This window comes from Planctomicrobium mucosum, assembly GCF_051466335.1.
Lineage (GTDB): Bacteria > Planctomycetota > Planctomycetia > Planctomycetales > Planctomycetaceae > Planctomicrobium.
The window spans coordinates 1,377,498-1,394,382 of record NZ_CP195793.1 but is presented as its reverse complement, the minus strand read 5'-3'; the positions used below and the strand labels follow the sequence as shown (position 1 = coordinate 1,394,382).

General features: G+C 52.5%; 14 protein-coding genes. 4 read left to right on the top strand and 10 right to left on the bottom strand.

Annotated elements, in window-relative coordinates:
- Positions 1-102: 102 nt before the first annotated feature.
- Positions 103-756, top strand: a complete 654-nt coding sequence (locus SH668x_RS05605; RefSeq protein ID WP_437187715.1) for an adenylate kinase family protein — start codon at positions 103-105, stop codon at positions 754-756.
- Between the two features lie 198 nt (positions 757-954).
- On the opposite strand, the gene glyA is transcribed toward SH668x_RS05605, so the two are convergent.
- Positions 955-2,208: a serine hydroxymethyltransferase gene (glyA, locus tag SH668x_RS05600; RefSeq protein ID WP_437187714.1), complete on the bottom strand. Its 1,254-nt coding sequence runs from the start codon at positions 2,206-2,208 to the stop codon at positions 955-957.
- Positions 2,209-2,361: 153 nt separating this feature from the next.
- Positions 2,362-3,417 (bottom strand): prenyltransferase/squalene oxidase repeat-containing protein, encoded by a 1,056-nt coding sequence (locus SH668x_RS05595; protein WP_437187713.1) that lies wholly within the window; start codon positions 3,415-3,417, stop codon positions 2,362-2,364.
- A gap of 539 nt (positions 3,418-3,956) precedes the next feature.
- Between SH668x_RS05595 and SH668x_RS05590 the strand changes: the two genes are divergently transcribed.
- Complete coding sequence (locus tag SH668x_RS05590) at positions 3,957-4,784, top strand: serine/threonine-protein kinase (RefSeq protein ID WP_437187712.1); 828 nt, start codon at positions 3,957-3,959, stop codon at positions 4,782-4,784.
- Positions 4,753-5,715, top strand: a complete 963-nt coding sequence (locus SH668x_RS05585; RefSeq protein ID WP_437187711.1) for a PP2C family protein-serine/threonine phosphatase — start codon at positions 4,753-4,755, stop codon at positions 5,713-5,715. Before SH668x_RS05590 ends, SH668x_RS05585 begins: the two co-directional genes overlap by 32 nt.
- A 670-nt stretch (positions 5,716-6,385) precedes the next feature.
- Here the strand turns inward: SH668x_RS05585 and SH668x_RS05580 are convergent.
- The 3 genes from SH668x_RS05580 to SH668x_RS05570 all read right to left on the bottom strand — a co-directional run bounded on the left by SH668x_RS05580 (position 6,386) and on the right by SH668x_RS05570 (position 10,698).
- A complete protein-coding gene (locus SH668x_RS05580) occupies positions 6,386-7,354 on the bottom strand; it encodes a type I phosphomannose isomerase catalytic subunit (protein WP_437187710.1) in 969 nt (322 codons plus the stop codon).
- Between the two features lie 338 nt (positions 7,355-7,692).
- Positions 7,693-8,961 carry a HEAT repeat domain-containing protein gene (locus SH668x_RS05575; protein WP_437187709.1) on the bottom strand — a complete coding sequence of 423 codons (1,269 nt, stop codon included), beginning with the start codon at positions 8,959-8,961 and terminating at the stop codon, positions 7,693-7,695.
- A gap of 288 nt (positions 8,962-9,249) precedes the next feature.
- Positions 9,250-10,698 (bottom strand): type I 3-dehydroquinate dehydratase, encoded by a 1,449-nt coding sequence (locus tag SH668x_RS05570; RefSeq protein WP_437187708.1) that lies wholly within the window; start codon positions 10,696-10,698, stop codon positions 9,250-9,252.
- A 232-nt stretch (positions 10,699-10,930) separates the two neighbouring features.
- Here SH668x_RS05570 and SH668x_RS05565 point away from each other — a divergent pair, with 232 nt between their 5' ends.
- On the top strand, positions 10,931-11,782 hold the full coding sequence (locus tag SH668x_RS05565; RefSeq protein ID WP_437187707.1) for a sugar phosphate isomerase/epimerase family protein: 852 nt from the start codon (positions 10,931-10,933) through the stop codon (positions 11,780-11,782).
- Positions 11,783-11,941: 159 nt separating this feature from the next.
- Here SH668x_RS05565 and SH668x_RS05560 read toward each other — a convergent pair whose 3' ends face one another.
- From SH668x_RS05560 to larB, 5 genes are all read right to left on the bottom strand, one after another.
- Complete coding sequence (locus tag SH668x_RS05560; RefSeq protein ID WP_437187706.1) at positions 11,942-12,130, bottom strand: hypothetical protein; 189 nt, start codon at positions 12,128-12,130, stop codon at positions 11,942-11,944.
- Positions 12,131-12,413: 283 nt separating this feature from the next.
- On the bottom strand, positions 12,414-13,574 hold the full coding sequence (locus SH668x_RS05555) for a hypothetical protein (RefSeq protein ID WP_437187705.1): 1,161 nt from the start codon (positions 13,572-13,574) through the stop codon (positions 12,414-12,416).
- Positions 13,575-13,651: 77 nt separating this feature from the next.
- Positions 13,652-14,521 (bottom strand): ATP-dependent sacrificial sulfur transferase LarE, encoded by an 870-nt coding sequence (gene larE, locus SH668x_RS05550; protein ID WP_437187704.1) that lies wholly within the window; start codon positions 14,519-14,521, stop codon positions 13,652-13,654.
- On the bottom strand, positions 14,522-15,904 hold the full coding sequence (locus SH668x_RS05545) for a PQQ-binding-like beta-propeller repeat protein (RefSeq protein ID WP_437187703.1): 1,383 nt from the start codon (positions 15,902-15,904) through the stop codon (positions 14,522-14,524).
- Positions 15,905-15,941: 37 nt separating this feature from the next.
- The gene (gene larB, locus SH668x_RS05540) at positions 15,942-16,616 is read right to left on the bottom strand and encodes a nickel pincer cofactor biosynthesis protein LarB (protein WP_437187702.1); all 675 of its coding nucleotides are present in this window, start codon (positions 16,614-16,616) and stop codon (positions 15,942-15,944) included.
- Positions 16,617-16,885 lie beyond the last annotated feature (269 nt).

Here is a 16,885-nt window from a genome sequence, read left to right as displayed (position 1 = left end):
GATCAACGGTTGTCTACACTTAGTAAACAACACGTGTTTTTGTGTTTCTACAGTTGCGATCGTTACGGAAGAGATGCCATTCCGTCTAGAAACAGCGAGTCTATGCCAAATCTACCAGGAAATCGGCGGAACCTGATGGGGAAGCCAAAGTACCCTTACCCGGCAGCCTTGATTTTCGGAGTTCCGGGAGCAGGAAAAGGAACACAAGGGGAAATTCTCACGCGGATTCCAGGTTTTTTTCACCTGTCCAGCGGGGTCATTTTTCGAAAACTTGACAGCCTGAGTCAGGAAGGACGAATCGTCAAGGAGTACAGCGCCAAAGGCGAACTCGCTCCGGATGACGTGACGGTACGAGTCTTCCTGAACTGGCTCGAATCTCAGCGAGCAGCGGAAAGATTTCGCCCGAGAGAACATCTCCTGCTTCTCGATGGAATTCCCCGTAACGTCCATCAATGTGAGATGCTGAAGGAATTCATTGACGTCAAACTTCTCCTTCACCTGACTTGTGACGACGAAGAGGCGATGATCGAACGAATTCGCCGCCGGGCTGCACTCGAAAACCGAATCGACGACGCCAGCGACACCGTGACACGTAAGCGATTCGAAGTTTACCGCCGTGAAACGGCCCCGGTCCTCGAATACTACCCGAGTGAAGTGATCCAGAACATCGAATCAACAGGGATTCACGCAGAAGTGCTGCTCGAATGCCTGAAGTTTCTGGTGCCAGTACTCAATGAAAACTTCCCTCGCGAATAGCTCCAAACTCAACCGAAACCGCCTTCGACCTCAAATTGAAGGCGGTTTTATTTTTGAGGTGATGCTCCGCAGCGACTTCGGAAAAGGTTCGAGTTCCGGCTGAAGGCTTTATGTCAGTACACGGTTGAAATGGCATGAAAAAACCCGTAACCCCAATCGGAGTTACGGGTGATCATTACTTCACATCACCAAAGACGATTACTCGATCCCTGGTACTGGATAGTTACGGGCAAACTCTGCGATTTCGTTTCGAACGCGTTCAGCAACGGTCTTGTCTTCCGCTGACTTCAACACTTCGAGAATCCAGGCGCCGACTTTCTTCATTTCGTCGTGCTTCATACCGCGAGTTGTCAGCGCGGCGGTCCCGATGCGAACTCCACTTGGATCGAGTGGTTTACGCTGATCGAACGGAATCATGTTCTTGTTGACAGTGATCCCGGCGCGATCAAGGGCTTCTTCACCAATCTTCCCGGACAAACCAATCGCGGTCATGTCGCACAGCATCAGGTGATTATCGGTTCCACCGCTCGCCAATCGAATTCCACCAGCCATCAGAACTTCTGACAGTGTTTTGGCGTTATCGACCACTTGTTGAGCGTACTGCTTAAACGCTGGCTCCAGAGCTTCTTTGAAACAGACCGCTTTGGCAGCAACGATGTGCATCAATGGCCCCCCTTGAAGTCCGGGGAATACGGTCTTGTCGAGAGCTTTGGCGTGTTCTTCCTTGCAAAGAACGAAGCCGGAACGTGGTCCGCGCAACGTCTTGTGAGAAGTCGAAGATACGAAATCCGCAACTTTCATTGGGTTGTTGTGGATTCCTCCAGCGACCAATCCAGCGTAGTGAGCCATGTCAACGAAGAGGTAAGCTCCGACCTCTTTGGCGATTTCCGCAAACTTCGGGTGATCGATTTCACGAGGATAAGCGCTTGCACCCGCTACGATCATCTTCGGTTTGTGCTCACGTGCGAGTCGAGCAACAGCGTCGAAGTCGATGCGATGATCGCTCTCACGAACACCGTACGGGACCACGTTATAAAGCTGCCCGGAAAAGTTGAGGTGCATTCCGTGAGTGAGGTGTCCCCCGTGCGCCAGATTCATCGCAAGAATGGTGTCGCCTGGCTTCAGGACAGACATGTACACAGCCATGTTTGCCTGCGACCCTGCGTGAGGTTGTACGTTGGCATGATCCGCCCCGAACAGCTTGCAAACCCGGTCACGTGCCAGTGATTCGACCACGTCAACGTATTCGCATCCGCCGTAGTAGCGTCGGCCGGGATATCCCTCAGCATATTTGTTGGTGAGGATCGTCCCGGCAGCTTCCTGAACCGCTTTGCTCGTGTAGTTTTCGGAGGCGATGAGTTCCAGTCCATCAACCTGACGGCCACGTTCCTGAACGACTGCGTTCCAGATTTCGGGGTCGGAGTTTTGAAGCGAAGGTGACACTGAGGACATGAAATCTTTCCTGTTCAATCTGATAGTTCTGAACTCAGCTCCAGAACATGCCTTTTACCCTGTAAGCTGAAGCAGTTTACAAAACAGGATCTAAAAAACGAGACACGGGCCCCACGGAATTCCCGCCCCAGAAAAAACGTCTCATAAGTTGTCTTATCTCTGATAGCTGGGCAAATAGCCTCGATCGAGATGCAAGATCGTAACGTTGATCGCAGTCACATAGACATTCCCAACCTGCGAATCTGCCCAACTGCCGTCTGCTCCTTGTGTTGCAATCAAAACCTGACGAAGTTCCGCGAAGTATTTCGGCCAGAGTTCGACGTCCCGGTACATGACCTGCGCGTAGTAGTAATGCAAGTAATGCCAGTGACCGAATCCGTTCGATTTGATGGCGCCCCCCTGAGGCCAAATGTTGCTTTTGCAGAACTCCATCATTTTGCGAACGTCGTCTGACTCACCATAATCCCCTGCGCTGTACATGCTGGCGACAGCGGCAGCAGTGATCGGTGCACGTGCTCCCCCTCCACGGATGCTGTACTGCACCCCGCCATCAGCGGTGAGACAGTCCGCAATGTACTTCTTTGCTCGGTCTATAATCTCTCGAGGCACCGGAATCCCCGCATTCCGACAAGCGCGCAACCCCTGTACTTGAGTCACACAGGTCGAACCTTCATCGAAGTCGTTTCCATCTCGTGCCGAAACGTAACCCCAGCCACCTCGAGTCGTCTGCGCTTCTGCGCTGAACCGAACCGCTCGTTCGAGAACCGATTTGATCTGCTTTCTGCGTTCCTCATCCTCTTCTTCACCATACACTTCTGACAAAAAGAGCATCGAAAACCCATGCCCATACGTGTAGTGATAATCTTCCGAGTACCCGATCAGGCCATTCGGTTGCGCGCAGTCCAATAGAAAATCGACTGCGCGGCTCACATTGCGGGCGTATTTTCCGCGAGTCGTGGTCGATCCTTCTGTCAGCAAGGCGACACCGCACAGTGCGGTCATCGCAACGCGATACTGACCAGAATTCGCCTCCCAATAGCCCTGACGCCTCTGCTCACGGGCCAGGTAATCCAGAGCTTTGGCAGTTGTTTGATCCAGTTCCAGATCCCGCTCTTTTGCCAGAAGTCCCGGTGAAAAAGGAGTCAGTAAAAGGAAGCCTGTCACGACAAGTAGCAAATAGCCTCGGCTCACGCTGGGGAAGAGCGGCATTCTGATAATTTCCCTTGAACAGAATTCCTCGCACGCCTTCTGGCTGGCTTCAGCCAAACCGGAAAGCACATTGTAACGACCGATAACATCGAAATAACATTCGAATCCGAACTTTTATGCGACTCGCGGCATGCCCCTTGAATATCTGGAAGCCTGCAGAACTCCGAAATCATTTGCGAAATCCAGTTCGGAAACGGACCGCCCTGCACCATTCCGATAAATTCCGATTTGCAATCGGAGTTGGACTCTCCCAAAATGATATGGAATACGGTCGTTCGAGCAAAACTTCCTTCATTTGTGCATTCAATCAGGGTTGGATTGGGGAGGGCGACGGTAGCTGACCTGTTGCTCGATTTCCTCTTGGACCCGAAATCGAAAAACTTCGGCGGCGTCCTCAATTCGTATGGTGATGGTCGACGTCAATGTCGATCATTCCAGAAGTATTTTTGCAAAATCCAGATTGTTGATTTCCTATACAGCCAGTGGCGTTGACGCGGAGGATTCACCTCTCGCCTGCAATTGCTGGCAAGAAATTTGGAATGAAGGGCGGCGCGAGTTTGTCACTCCGAGCACGTCAAAAACTGGGGAAGTACAGGATTGAAAAGCGCCTGAGCGAAGGTGGCTTTGCGACCGTGTACCAAGCATTCGACACGATTGAAGGGGTTCATGTCGCCCTGAAAGTCCCACGCGGACCGACACTGACTGATGAATCACTCAAAGTGTTCCGTCATGAAGTGCGTCTTGCAGCGAGGCTCGAGCACCCCAACATCCTTCCGCTGAAGGATGCTTCTGTCATCGAGGAACATTTCGTAATCACGTTCCCGCTGGGCGAACGGACTCTCTCAGACCGACTGGCTCGCAGGTTGTCATTGCGGTCTGCGATGGCCTTCTCCGAACAAATGCTGGAAGCACTTGCCTACGCCCATCAGCAGAAAATCGTCCACTGCGACGTAAAGCCAGAAAACATGGTGCTTTTCGCGGGCGATCGACTGAGACTCGCCGACTTCGGAATCGCAAAATTCGCACAAAAGACCATTGCCGGATCAGGGACAGGAACCATCGGTTACATGGCCCCGGAACAGGCCATGGGGAAACCGTCACAACGATCAGATGTATTTTCAGTCGGGTTGATCATGTATCGAATGTTCTCCGGGGAATGGCCCTCTTGGCCTTATGCCTGGCCCCCCCCGGGAATTCGTAAATTACGGACACGGATTCACGCAGATCTCATTGCATTTCTGCAAAAAGCAATCGATGCTGACCCTCGAAGACGATTCCGCGATGCAGAACAAATGCGGAACGCCTTCCTCCGATTAAAGCCGAGGGTGATGAATCATGCCGAGCGCCGACGCATCCGCACAGCCTGATGCGAACGCCGAGGATTTTTCCCCGGTTACGTTCAAAACGCCATCAAGCAGCTCCACTGAAGCACCTGGGCTACTTCAGTCTCTGTCGATCTCTGCGCTGCCGCCGGTCTCTTTCGGTCCGTTCGCAAGTGGTTTCGCCGCTTGGCTCACCTGTAAATCTCCTTACAAGACAGGTGAGAACGAGGATGCCGTCGCGTCGATCGCACTCTCGCCTCAACAGGGAATGCTGCTCGTCGCGGACGGCCTGGGAGGTCATCGTGGGGGACGACGTGCTTCACAACTCGTCAAGACTATGCTGACCCGGGCGCTTAAGCGGAAAAGCTCGACTCCCCCTCTGATGCTGAGCGGGATCGTCCCCGTCCCATCAGCTGCGAACTCTGCAGCCGAAATCGACGCCCCGCGCGCAATCGTTTTAAACGAAATCGAACGAGTGAATCAACGCCTGATCCGGTCTCGCACTGGTGCGGCGACCACCCTCGCATTGGTGGAGATTCGGAAAAACCTCGCGCGCAGTTACCACATTGGAGACTCCGAAATCCTTGTGGTCAGCCAACGGGGGCGGGTCAAGTTCTCTTCCGTATCGCATTCACCGATCGGTTATGCGGTCGAATCGGGAATGCTGACGAAAGAGGAAGCTCTGTTTCATCCCGATCGCCATCTCGTCTCCAATGTCATTGGAAGCGATCAGATGTCAATCGAACTCGGACCGTGGATCTCTCTTTCACCACGAGACACCGTATTGCTCGCCTCGGATGGACTGTTCGATAATCTCACTCTGGAAGAAATTGTTGATCGGATTCGCAAAGGAAAACTGAACGATTGCGTGCAGCGACTGGCTGATCTGAGTCGCAACCGCATGCTCGCACCGAGTCTTGATACGCCATCCAAGCCTGACGATCTCAGCATCCTCCTCTTTCGCCTGACCAACTAGAGCGTCTCTCATGAGAGTGTGGCGTTCAGGGGGCGATAAAAGCAGCGATTGAACAGTTTTAGGCACCATTCGCCTCCTCATACCCGTGAGGCAAGGGCTCACGGGTGTTGGACGCGGTGAGGAGATCGATCAACGACGAGCCGTTGACGCTGACGCTCTATAAAGAGTGCATCAATGGGAAATGGTCGTAGCGAGAAATTCCCGTCGTGGACTGAGAACACCGTCTGTCTCCCCGCTGACTGGTCCAATAGTCAGCGGGGAGACATCTCGACGAAGATCGATTGAATCAGCTCGAATCTTCCTGAAAATGCGGTTCGAACGAGAATTGGAATCGTTTCTCACAACATCCAAGTGAACCCTGGAAATGAATCCCCACCGCCCCCGACAGGGAAAAACGACTTCTTCTTATTTCATCGGATAGCGGAGAACGAAAGGCTTACATTCCTCTTCAAACGCTGCGCAGATTCATTGAAAATGTGCATCCACAAATTTGAATCAAATCACAAAATGTCACACATTTTGAATCGCGGTGGTGCACTGCTGAGAGTTCAACTGGCGATTTCCGCAACTTCCAAGGCCCCAGATTGCCTCCCAATGATTGCGATCTTCAGGGAACGCCGGATTTCGCCCTGAGCCCGTATTCATCGAGCGAAAACAATTAAAGGGGCGGTCAGGAATTGCGAGGCGGGAGATACGAATCCAAAACGATGGCGTTCTCACTGAGACACCATTCGTGCTTCTCGCGTGCAGCGGGAAGAACAGCTACTTGCCCCCGCTCCAGTACAAATCCATCCTGATCAGCTTCCCCTGACAGAACAACAAGCACATGCATCGAGTTGTCATCAGCAATCGTGAGCGGTTCTGAACCTGTATGACGTGCGATCCTGTAAAAGGGACAATCAACGAGAAGCTCCGAGCCCTGCCGCACCATGCTCGGCTGAGGAATCACCGGAGAGACGGGACCTCGCTCGAAATCAGCCGATGCGAATCCCTGTTCGATATGTAACTCTCTCGAATTCCCATTCGCATCAACACGCTTCCAGTCGTAAATACGATACTTAATGTCTGATGGCTGCTGAATCTCGGCGATGAGCAATCCGCCGCCAAGTGCATGGAAGGTTCCGGGCGACAGATGAATACAATCACCGGCGTGTGCCGTGTACTGGTTCAGATGTCTTTCCAAATCGCCGGTTTCCAGAGATTCTCGAAGCACCTGCTCGGTGACTTCCGGATTTAAACCAAGATAGAGTTTGTTACCCGCGTCTGCCGCGATCACAATCCAGCTCTCAGTCTTTCCGGGTCGGATGGAACCATCCGGCATTGCTACCGGATCCTTGGGATGAACCTGCAAAGACAGCTGTTCACGAGCGTCGAGAAATTTAATTAGCAGAGGAAACTGCTTTTCATCAGCATGCTGCCCGAGCAAATCTTGAGCAGAACCTTCCATCAGTTCCCGCAAAGTCACTCCCGCGAACTCACCGTCTGCAACAATGCTCACACTGCCGGGAATATCACTGACTTCCCAACTTTCGGCAGCATCCGGCACGCCGTTGCACTGCTTGTTTAATTCCTTCTCAAGTCGCTCCCCTCCCCAAAGTGCGCGCTTGATGATGGGCAGAAACCGAATTGGGTCAACCACTCGCGTTGCCAAAGCCGCCTCGAAATTGATTGAAAGAACGGGAACCGTCAAGAAGCAGTGAGTGCAGAAATTGACGTCACTGCAGATTCGATCAGAGACGGAAACAACTAATTAAGCATCTCCCTGCTTGCATTGATCGCGGGACAGTCGATTCTAGGTGAGAAGACTCCTCCCCTCAACTCCCTGTCGTGCTCGCGCAACTGTGTTTATAGAAATCAATTGCACCAGGATTGCATTACACACGCAATGACCGTCAGCCGCGTTCAGCAATTCGCGCTGAGAAATTGAATTACTGCTTTCACTCGCTCGATAATATCGCTACGAGCACTTGTAATGACTCAGCCATCCGCTTTCTGATTGACAGCCCACCAGATGTGCCAATCTCGTTCATTAAAGCCAAGATTCTGGCCAGTTACCTTCTGAAGAGCCTCTAGAACCGGGACGTTTTTGACATCTCTGAGCACGGTAACCACTCTCATCTGCTGAGGAATCCCCTCTGATCGCACACCCACTCCATAAGGGAGCTGCCCGGTTCTGGATGCAATTTCAACATCTGGTGGGAGATTTCCGGAAAAGGGGCTGTTGTTGGGCGCTGTTGAAAATGTCACCGGCTGCGAAGCTGGAACCTGCATCTGAACAGGATGAACAGTGACCAGCGCATTGATCAGCGCTGGAATCGCACGTCGATCTCTCATTTCCCCCAAAGCGAAGGCTGCTCGACAAACAACTGGATTTGCTTTGCTCTTCAGAGCTTCAGTGAATAGCGGCAATGCCAACGGGTACGCTTCTGGCTTCAGTGCCCCCATTGCCGCCAACCGGACCTGATCGCTCTCATCCGTCAGGATTCGTTCCACAAGTGGGACAACGGTTCGCTCTCCATCCATTTTCCCCAGAATCGTCACGAACAGCATACGCAGATGGTCCTGTTGATGCTGAGAAAGATGCCGCTTCAATGCAGCGATCGCGTCTGGATCAGTAATCTGGCTAAACTCTTTGAGTGCGGTTGAGGCCTTTCTTGGATCGCTCCCGGTCATCCACGCAGTCCATTGCCGGACCTTGGGGGTCCACGCGGCTTCTTCCTGTTGCTGAGCAGTGTTCGCTTCGATCAATGCCAGCTCCTGACGAGTCACCCATTTATTCTTGTGGCGGATGTAGCCACGTTCGAGCATTTCGTCTTCTTTTGTCATCCAGCGACCATGCACCAGCTGATAGCCGAGAACCCGCCGAGCGTCCGGATGATTCGCATCAAGTTCGAGAATGACTTCCAACTGCTCGTGCCGCTGGTCCTTCAAGTCTTTCGTGCGGCACCATTCCGCGAGCTCCCAATGCTCTTCAATTGTTCCAGTCAGCTTGCGAGAACGAGTGACATATTCTTCGATCAGCGGATTGCGCCGTTTCAGAAAATCGATTTCCGGGGCGGCAATTGTAATCGTCGTACCGGCAAGCGTCTCCATGGTCGCCGCCCCGTCCGCACTCTGCTGAGTTCGCAGCACCCCCCGCACCTCGCCCCCGGACTTCAGATGGATGATGTCGGCAGAACAAATGCTTCCCATCAGCATCATGAGGATGACGAATGCTGGACAACGAATTCCGATTGGAGGAGACATGAAACACCTGTCACGGGAGACATCCACTCGGCAGAAGCCATAAATCGCGATTGGGAGAATCAGCATGGACACCGAAATTTTACCTTTCCTCACCCCCATCAAACAACGATTTTCACGCAATCTTATGTGAAAAAGCATGAGCTCCAATCGCGGATGAAATCCCAAAACTCCCTGCGTGCGGGCAGATTTTTCAAAATCTAGCCAAACTCTCCAAATAGACTCAATTGCTCCAACACAGAGGGGTTCACACCTTCAATTGGTTCGAGAAAAGATCACATTTTCAAAAGATCACTTCAAAATCGTATCCTGCAGGATCCCCACAGGGATCGGCTTTCCGGTGATCGCCTGAAACTGGGCATCAATTTGCAATCGGAACATCTCCAGACTTCCAATAGTCTGCGCTCCCCGAAATCGAGCTTCTTCGATGAAGCTTTTCTCTACTGGAAGCTGACTGACATCAACGACGGTCATCGATGAGCGGAACACAGATGGATTCAATTGCCCCCTGAGCGTCCCTGCAACCAATTTCGGATCGGCGAGTATCACAAGATCAGCAAGCGTTTCAAAAAGATTCTGAAAGGGAACAAACCGACACTCGGTCTGCTGTGCCAGCCGTTGAGCCAGTTGATCGTCCAGTCCACAGACACTCACAATCCCGCTTCGCTCGGACATTGCCTGTACCATCGAGCGAGCGATGCCGCCATTTCCAATGACCAAAACGCTCTGAGACGAGAGCGTTTTCCCTCGGCTCGCCAAGTCTGCTTCGATCGACTTCAGACCGGCACGCCAGAGTGTGTTGTACCCGTGCCAGCCGTTGTCCCGTTTCAGAAACAAGTTCAGGTACCCGATTTTCGAGTCAACAGCGCCGACATGCTCGGCTAAACCCAGCAGCGTCTCATCCAGATCCTCGTGAAGCAGGACCGCTTTGACGTTCAGAACATCGATCATTTTCTTCACGTGACGACTCCCTCCGATCTCGATCGGGAGGCATTTTGCATTGATGTCCAGCTGTCGAAAAGCAGCGTTCATCACACGTGTTGTCGCGAGTTGAGAGGGTCCAAATCCCGCGACAGCGATAAATGCCGTCTTAGAATTGATCTCATCGGCACCGTAAGCTTCTTTCAGCTCGAACACGGTTGCCTGCCCCGGATAGGCCTCCATCCCCTTTTCGAGGGCAGCATAAATCCAAGGAGAACCGTATTTGGCTCCCAGCAACGAAAAGGTCAATTCAGCGTGACCTAGTCCCATTCCAACGACGGGGAGCCTCCGCTTCTGGCTGACTGCGGAAAGAAGCGGCCACGCGGCTTCCAGCGTGGGAGTCGGCCAGGCGAACTTCACGATATCAGCCTTCGCTCCAGCGGCCTCATTGAAGATCTCTTCGATGTCGGGTTCTGGACGATCCAGCCTCGTAAAGCAGATGACCCTCTGGGTGCTTCCAAACCGAGGAATCTGATTCGCAATATCCAGATCGAGTTCAATATACGCAGGGCCAGCCACAATCGCCTGACGCAGCAACATCAGTCGCTCTTCTTCAGTCCCCTGCCATTTCCCTCCATCCTGAGGACGCCTACAGGAAACGATCATCGGTTTATCAATCGCTGAGATGAGATCGTTTACATCTGGCTCTTTGTGAAAATGATCCAGACACAGCTCAACGATGTCGCCGAATCGAGCTGCATTGAGGAGATCTGCTTTTGCCAGCGTGCGAGATGCGGGAGTCACCGTTACGCAGATCATCGACGTGCCCTTAAATCGAGTCAAAAACTGAGGATGGACTGAACTTTACCACCAACATCGAAACATGTCGGTTCGTTCATGGCAATTCACTCGAAGCATTTGCCAAAAACAATTCGGAATGTGCGCTCATTCTGCGTTGCTATTCAAAACTTCGCCTTTCATAGAGTCGTTAGTTACTGGCTGCTATGATTGGAGTTCGAAAAAATCCATTACAGACTCAGGAGTATTCCACATGAGTAGCTGGCCGATTGGCGTGTTTACCTCCGTCGACGCTGGACTCGGCGTCCATCTGGATGTCGTTCAATGGTTGAAAGTACCAACCGTTCAAATTCACGCCCCGCATGCTGAAACACGCACACCGGAAGCTGCCAAGGCATTCCTGGACAAGTGCACCGCTGCAGGCATCACCATCACCGCTGTTTTCGGCGGTTTCGAAGGGGAAAGCTACGCGAGCATTGCTGAATCCGCTCGCACTGTTGGTCTGGTTCCACCGGCCACACGCAAAGCCCGTGCTCAAGAGATGAAAGAAATCTCTGACTTCACCAAGCTGCTCGGTTGCCCGGTCATCGCATTGCACATCGGTTTCGTGCCGAGAGACCGAGAAAGCGCTGACTACAAAGACTTGATCGCTGTGACTCAGGACTTGCTCGACCACGCCAAGAGCAACGGCCAGAATCTGCACTTGGAAACAGGACAAGAAACTGCGGATCACCTGCTGGAATTCATTCACGATGTGAAGCGAGACAATCTCTTCATCAACTTCGATCCAGCGAACATGATTCTCTACGGGACAGGCAACCCGATCGAAGCGCTGAAGCAGGTCGGCCACCTCGTCCGTAGCTGCCACTGCAAAGATGGGACATGGGCTGCCGAAGCCGATCGCGGAACAGGTTGGGGACGCGAAGTTGCGCTCGGGACCGGCGATGTCGGGATCGAAAACTACCTGCTCACGCTGAAAGAAATCGGTTACACCGGCCCACTCACCATCGAACGGGAAATTCCAGAAGAACGCGAGCAGCAGAAAGCCGACGTCGGCAGTGCAGTTCGTCTTCTCGAAGAACTCCGTGGGAAGATCAACGCTTAAATGGCGCTAAAAGGGCACAAGCCGATCGAGCACCTGCCCGAGAATGCTGCTAAAACGACGAGACATCTGGTGAAAATCAGATGTCTCGTTTTCATTCTGTTGACCTCTTCACACGGCAGGACATCGCTCGCTGATGTGTCAGCCGAATTCGGCGGCAAATCACTTACGTGAATGGTGCGTTGCAGACTGCTCACCATCTTTTCGGTGCATCTCATCCAGCACAATGGGGTGCCAAAGTCGATTCCGTTCTCCCTGAGGGGCGTAATGATTCCTCGCCCAGGTTCTAAGTCTGATCTCTTCGATGAAGTCGAGTTCATTGGAGATCTCAGGTCGAGATTGACTATCCATTTGAATGTCCTCCAATACGCGTCAAACAACAGCCCACAACGGGATTGTTATGCTCGAATCGATGAGTCAGGCCGAATTTCGCAAAGAACACCAGCGCCGACAACTCAGGCCAGCGACTCTAAAATTCAGGCTAGCAGGATTAAAAGTCACACTCAATCAAATTCCAGCTCAGCAAATTGATTTTCCACTTGAACGCTGAGATCGTCTCCCTTGCAGTTTTCCCTGTCCACCAAACTTCGCTGTCTCGCAAACTTCCCAGATGAACTTCCCGCGAAATTGCAGGTCAGTCCCCGCGGGCAACTGTGTTGAGAACAAAATCGTCACAGTATTGCCGAATCGCCCCCATGCCATGGAGTTCGACAACTACTCGATGACCGGTCCAACGATTTGGAACATTCCGAATTTCGACTGAGAGCGACTCTTCGTGAAGATACTCCCCGAGCAGTCCAAGGATCAGGGCGAGACGATAACGCCCTTGCGGGTAAATCGGGCAACTGCGAATCGAGAACGACCAAGCTTCGAGGTTGAATGGAACTCTCTCTTCCAGCGGACCGGGCTTCCCCAAATACCGCTGAAGGTGTTCTGGAAGCGATGCCGCTGCTTCTTCGTCAATCATCACCCTGACGTTTTCCTGTCTGGATGAATAAACGCACCATGCCGGCCAGTGATCGCAGCACCCCACCAGTTCTAAACCGGGGTAGCTAACGAATACCACCGAGAGAAACAACGCCGCTGAGTCCCTGCGATCGGCAATTTTCGCATCGCTCTTCGCAATCGGACGGGACGACCAGAAGACAATCAGGTTCTGAACAATGAAGTACAGATTCCAGATCACGACACTCCACTCATGCTTCAAGCCAACCGCTAGCCCGAAGATGAGCAAAGAGTGCATCACCAAGGAAAGCAACAATCCCCAAATGCGAGTTTTCTGAACCAGTAATAGAAGCACAATCAGAAATTCGCTCGCTGGCATCATCGCTGCGAGGAGTAGGCGTGTCTTTTCAGACATCAGTACGAGGTCGATCCCCAATGGGGTTCCGATCCCGTTCAGCAGCAGTTGACCTTGCGTCTTTAGAAAAGCGAGATCGACCTTTGAAACCGCTGACCAAAAATAGATCGAGAGAATGATCCATCGCCAATAACAAATCCGCCCACCTTTGGGAGTGACCAGAAACAGCACTCCGAACAAGAGATACTGGCAAGCCCAAGGTTGCAACCGGTGCTGGTCCATGAGGACAAGCACCGCGAGACCAATCGTGTAGCACCATAGCCCAACTCGCGGCCAAAGCCCCGTCGAGCCAGCAACAACCAACGAAATGGCACCAGCGACCATCACCCCGAGAGTGATGTTATCCAACCAAAGTGGTGCACGGCAGAGCACCTGCAACCACGGAATCTGAACTGCCCCATCCAACGGCAGCCAAAGCGGGAAGACTGAAAACATCAGGAGTAACGAGAACACTCCCACAGTGAGACACAGTGCTCTCTCCGAATCCCACCGAGGTTGCTCGCCAACGGAACTCAAAACGAGGAACTCTTAACTGGTCGAGCAAACTGCAACTCAATGAGTGGCAGCGACTGATTCAGATTCCCGGAGCGAAACCCTTCCAGGTCGACGGTCACGCGCCGAAAGCCCATCTCCAGAAACTTCTCACAGATTTCGTTTCGAACGATTTGTTCAACAAGCCTTGGAATGTGAACCAAAGGAACTTCAATTCTGGCAAGTTCTCCTGCTTCCAGACGAACTCGAAGTTCGTTCAAACGCAATCGGCTTTTCAAGAACCGTTCCGCCATGTCGATTCGACGAACTCGCTCGGGAGTAACTTCCACCCCGTAGGCGATGCGACTTGATAAACACGGTGAAGCAGGCTTGTTCCATACGGGGAGTTTCCAATCTTTCGCGAGATCGCGGACATCCTGTTTGGTAAACCCTGCTTCAATCAACGGACTTCGAACCGAATAGAGTCCCGCAGCTTTCATCCCGGGCCGATGATCTCCCTGATCATCAATGTTCGCTCCATTGCAAATCACGTTGACATTCAACGACGGCAGAACTCGCTCCAGTTGTTCATACAACTCAGTCTTGCAGTGAAAGCATCGATTGCCAGAATTCTCGCGATACTCGCCGACATTGAACTCATCCGTGCGTACAATGACGTGACGAATACCGATTTCCTGTGACGTCTTTTGCGCGATCTCCCGCTCGCCTGTTGCGAAAGAGGGACTCAATCCGGTCACCGCAACAGCCCGATTCCCGCAGGCGAGCACAGCAGCCTTTGCAACCAAGGCACTGTCAACACCGCCAGAATAGGCAACTGCGACGCTTCCCATCTCTCGGAGAACTGAGAGCAGAAGATCCCGCTTTTCTTCCAGTTTCTGATGGACTGCCACTTAGTTCTCCTGCGAAATCTCAGCCACTGAATCTTCTTCAATACAATAAAGAGACTTTTCACCACGGATGATCAGTTTGTTTCCGACAACCACAGGCGATGCGTCAATCACCTCATCGAGACGGTTTGTCTCCAACACTTCAAACTCGTCAGCAGCCTTCACGACAAGGCACGTTCCCGAACGGTCGCAGTAATACAACCGGTCTTTCACGGCAATAGGAGATGCGTACAGAGTCCCCATCTGCGGCATTCTCTTTCCGCGAATTTGAGGTTCTCCTGTCGCTGCATCCACGCTGAACAGGATCGCGTCCTTTGATTTCGTAAAGAACAGGGAGCCATTACTGATGACGGGCGAAGAGATGTACGGTCCGGCATCGTTCCTCTTCCAGGAAATCTGGTCCGTCTCCGTCACGTCCCCCTTGGAAGACAATGGAATCGCGTACACAGCAAACCCGTTGTACCCCGTCATGCAGATCGCAAGATCCCCGTAAACAATCGGAGACGCGATCGCGTTCGTAGCTTGTCCTCCACATTCCCAAATCACTTCGCCTGTATGCAAGTCGTAGCTGCGAGTGCGATTCGTGGCGTTCATCACAACCTGAACACGGTCTTCATACGGGACAATCAACGGCGTATCCCAGGTGGTCACTTCATCGCGATCCTGTTGCCAATTGATTTCCCCCGTCAACGCGTTGAGCGAGTAGATTCGGGACTGTCCTTCATGATCCCAGGGGACGACCAATGTCTCACCCCAGACCGCTGGGGATCCCCCTTCTCCAAACCCGCGTCTGGTCTGCATTTTCCCCAGCTGGCGAGTCCAAATGATGTTCCCATCAAGGTCGTAGCAGTAGATTCCATGAGAGCCGAAAGTCACATACAGGCGTTCTCCATCCGTGACCGGAGACCCGGAGGCGAAAGAGTTCGTCGGATGGCCGCTTTCATGCGGAACGCCTGTCGTTGCAATTTGCTTCCAGAGGAGTTCCCCCGTCTGCAGTTGGTAACAAAAAACGGTGAATTCATAGAATTCCGAAGCCGCTTCGCCACCTCCTCTTGGCGCTCTGTCTCCTGAAGCTTCTAATGGCGGCGCTTCTTTTCCAGTCGGAACTGCAGAGACAACGTACACCCGACTATTCCAGACAATCGGAGTTGCACTTCCGCGGCCGGGAACCTGTATTTTCCAACGGAGGTTTTCGGCTTCGCTCCATTTCAGCGGTGGATCTCCAACCACTACCGTTCCATCTGCGTTTGGTCCTCTCCAATGGGGCCAGTTCCGTAGATACTCTTCAGATCGTTCGCCACTTATCGCAGCCGTCGGTGCAACAACGCACCAAAGGACGAGAACCCCAAGCAGAGTTCGCTGAGAAATTTCCAGACATTGTCGCATCACTGGTACTCCTCTGGCTGCATCAAACAGTTCGAAATCAGGATTTTAACCGTGATTGACGGGCAACCATCCCTGCGAGATAGCCCCCCTTAAATCCACCATCGATATTCACGACCGCCACATTGGAAGCACAGCTATTGAGCATTCCGAGTAATGCTGTGATACCACCGAATGCAGTTCCATAACCGACGCTAGTCGGGACAGCAAAGACCGGACAAGAAACCCAGCCGCCGACGACGGAGGGAAGCGCCCCTTCCATCCCAGCGACGACGACGATCGCTTGCGCGGAATCTAATCGGTGCTTTTCCTGAAGAAATCGTTGCGGGCCTGCCACCCCCACGTCCATCAGGAGTTCAACGTCAACATTCATCCATCGCAGTGTCTCAACCGCTTCTTCAGCGACGGGCAAATCTGAAGTCCCCGCACTCACAACGACAACTCGCCCCTCAACAGTCTCGGGCGGATTCCATCTGATTGTCTTCGCCCGAGGATTCGAAATCAGTTGGGAATGCGCAGTGCTTAACAAGGTGGCCTGAGCGGAAGTGCAACGAGTCACCAAAACATTCTGGTTCGCCTCAAGCAACGTTTGAACCCCCAACAACAATGATTCGTCGGTCTTACCCGGTGCGTAGATCACCTCTGGATATCCACAACGAGCTTGCCGCTCGAGATCAACTCGAACCGAGTGCAAAGGTTGAGTAGGGTCTGACATTGTCATCCTTTGAGACGTTAACAACTCCAGGAATGGAGTCAGACCGGATTGTAGCTCTTCGAGGACCATGATGAACGCTGCTTTGGCCTCCTAGTAAGGATCATCGAAGCATGAGTGGGTGCAGTTCTCTCGCAACACAAATTACAATAGCAATAACCTGCAGCAATACTCACCACTACAGTATCTCATTTACGTCGAATTGCAGCAAAACGACACAAGAAAACCTCGTGATCGAGAAGATTTACGCCAAGAGATTTTCATATAAAGAA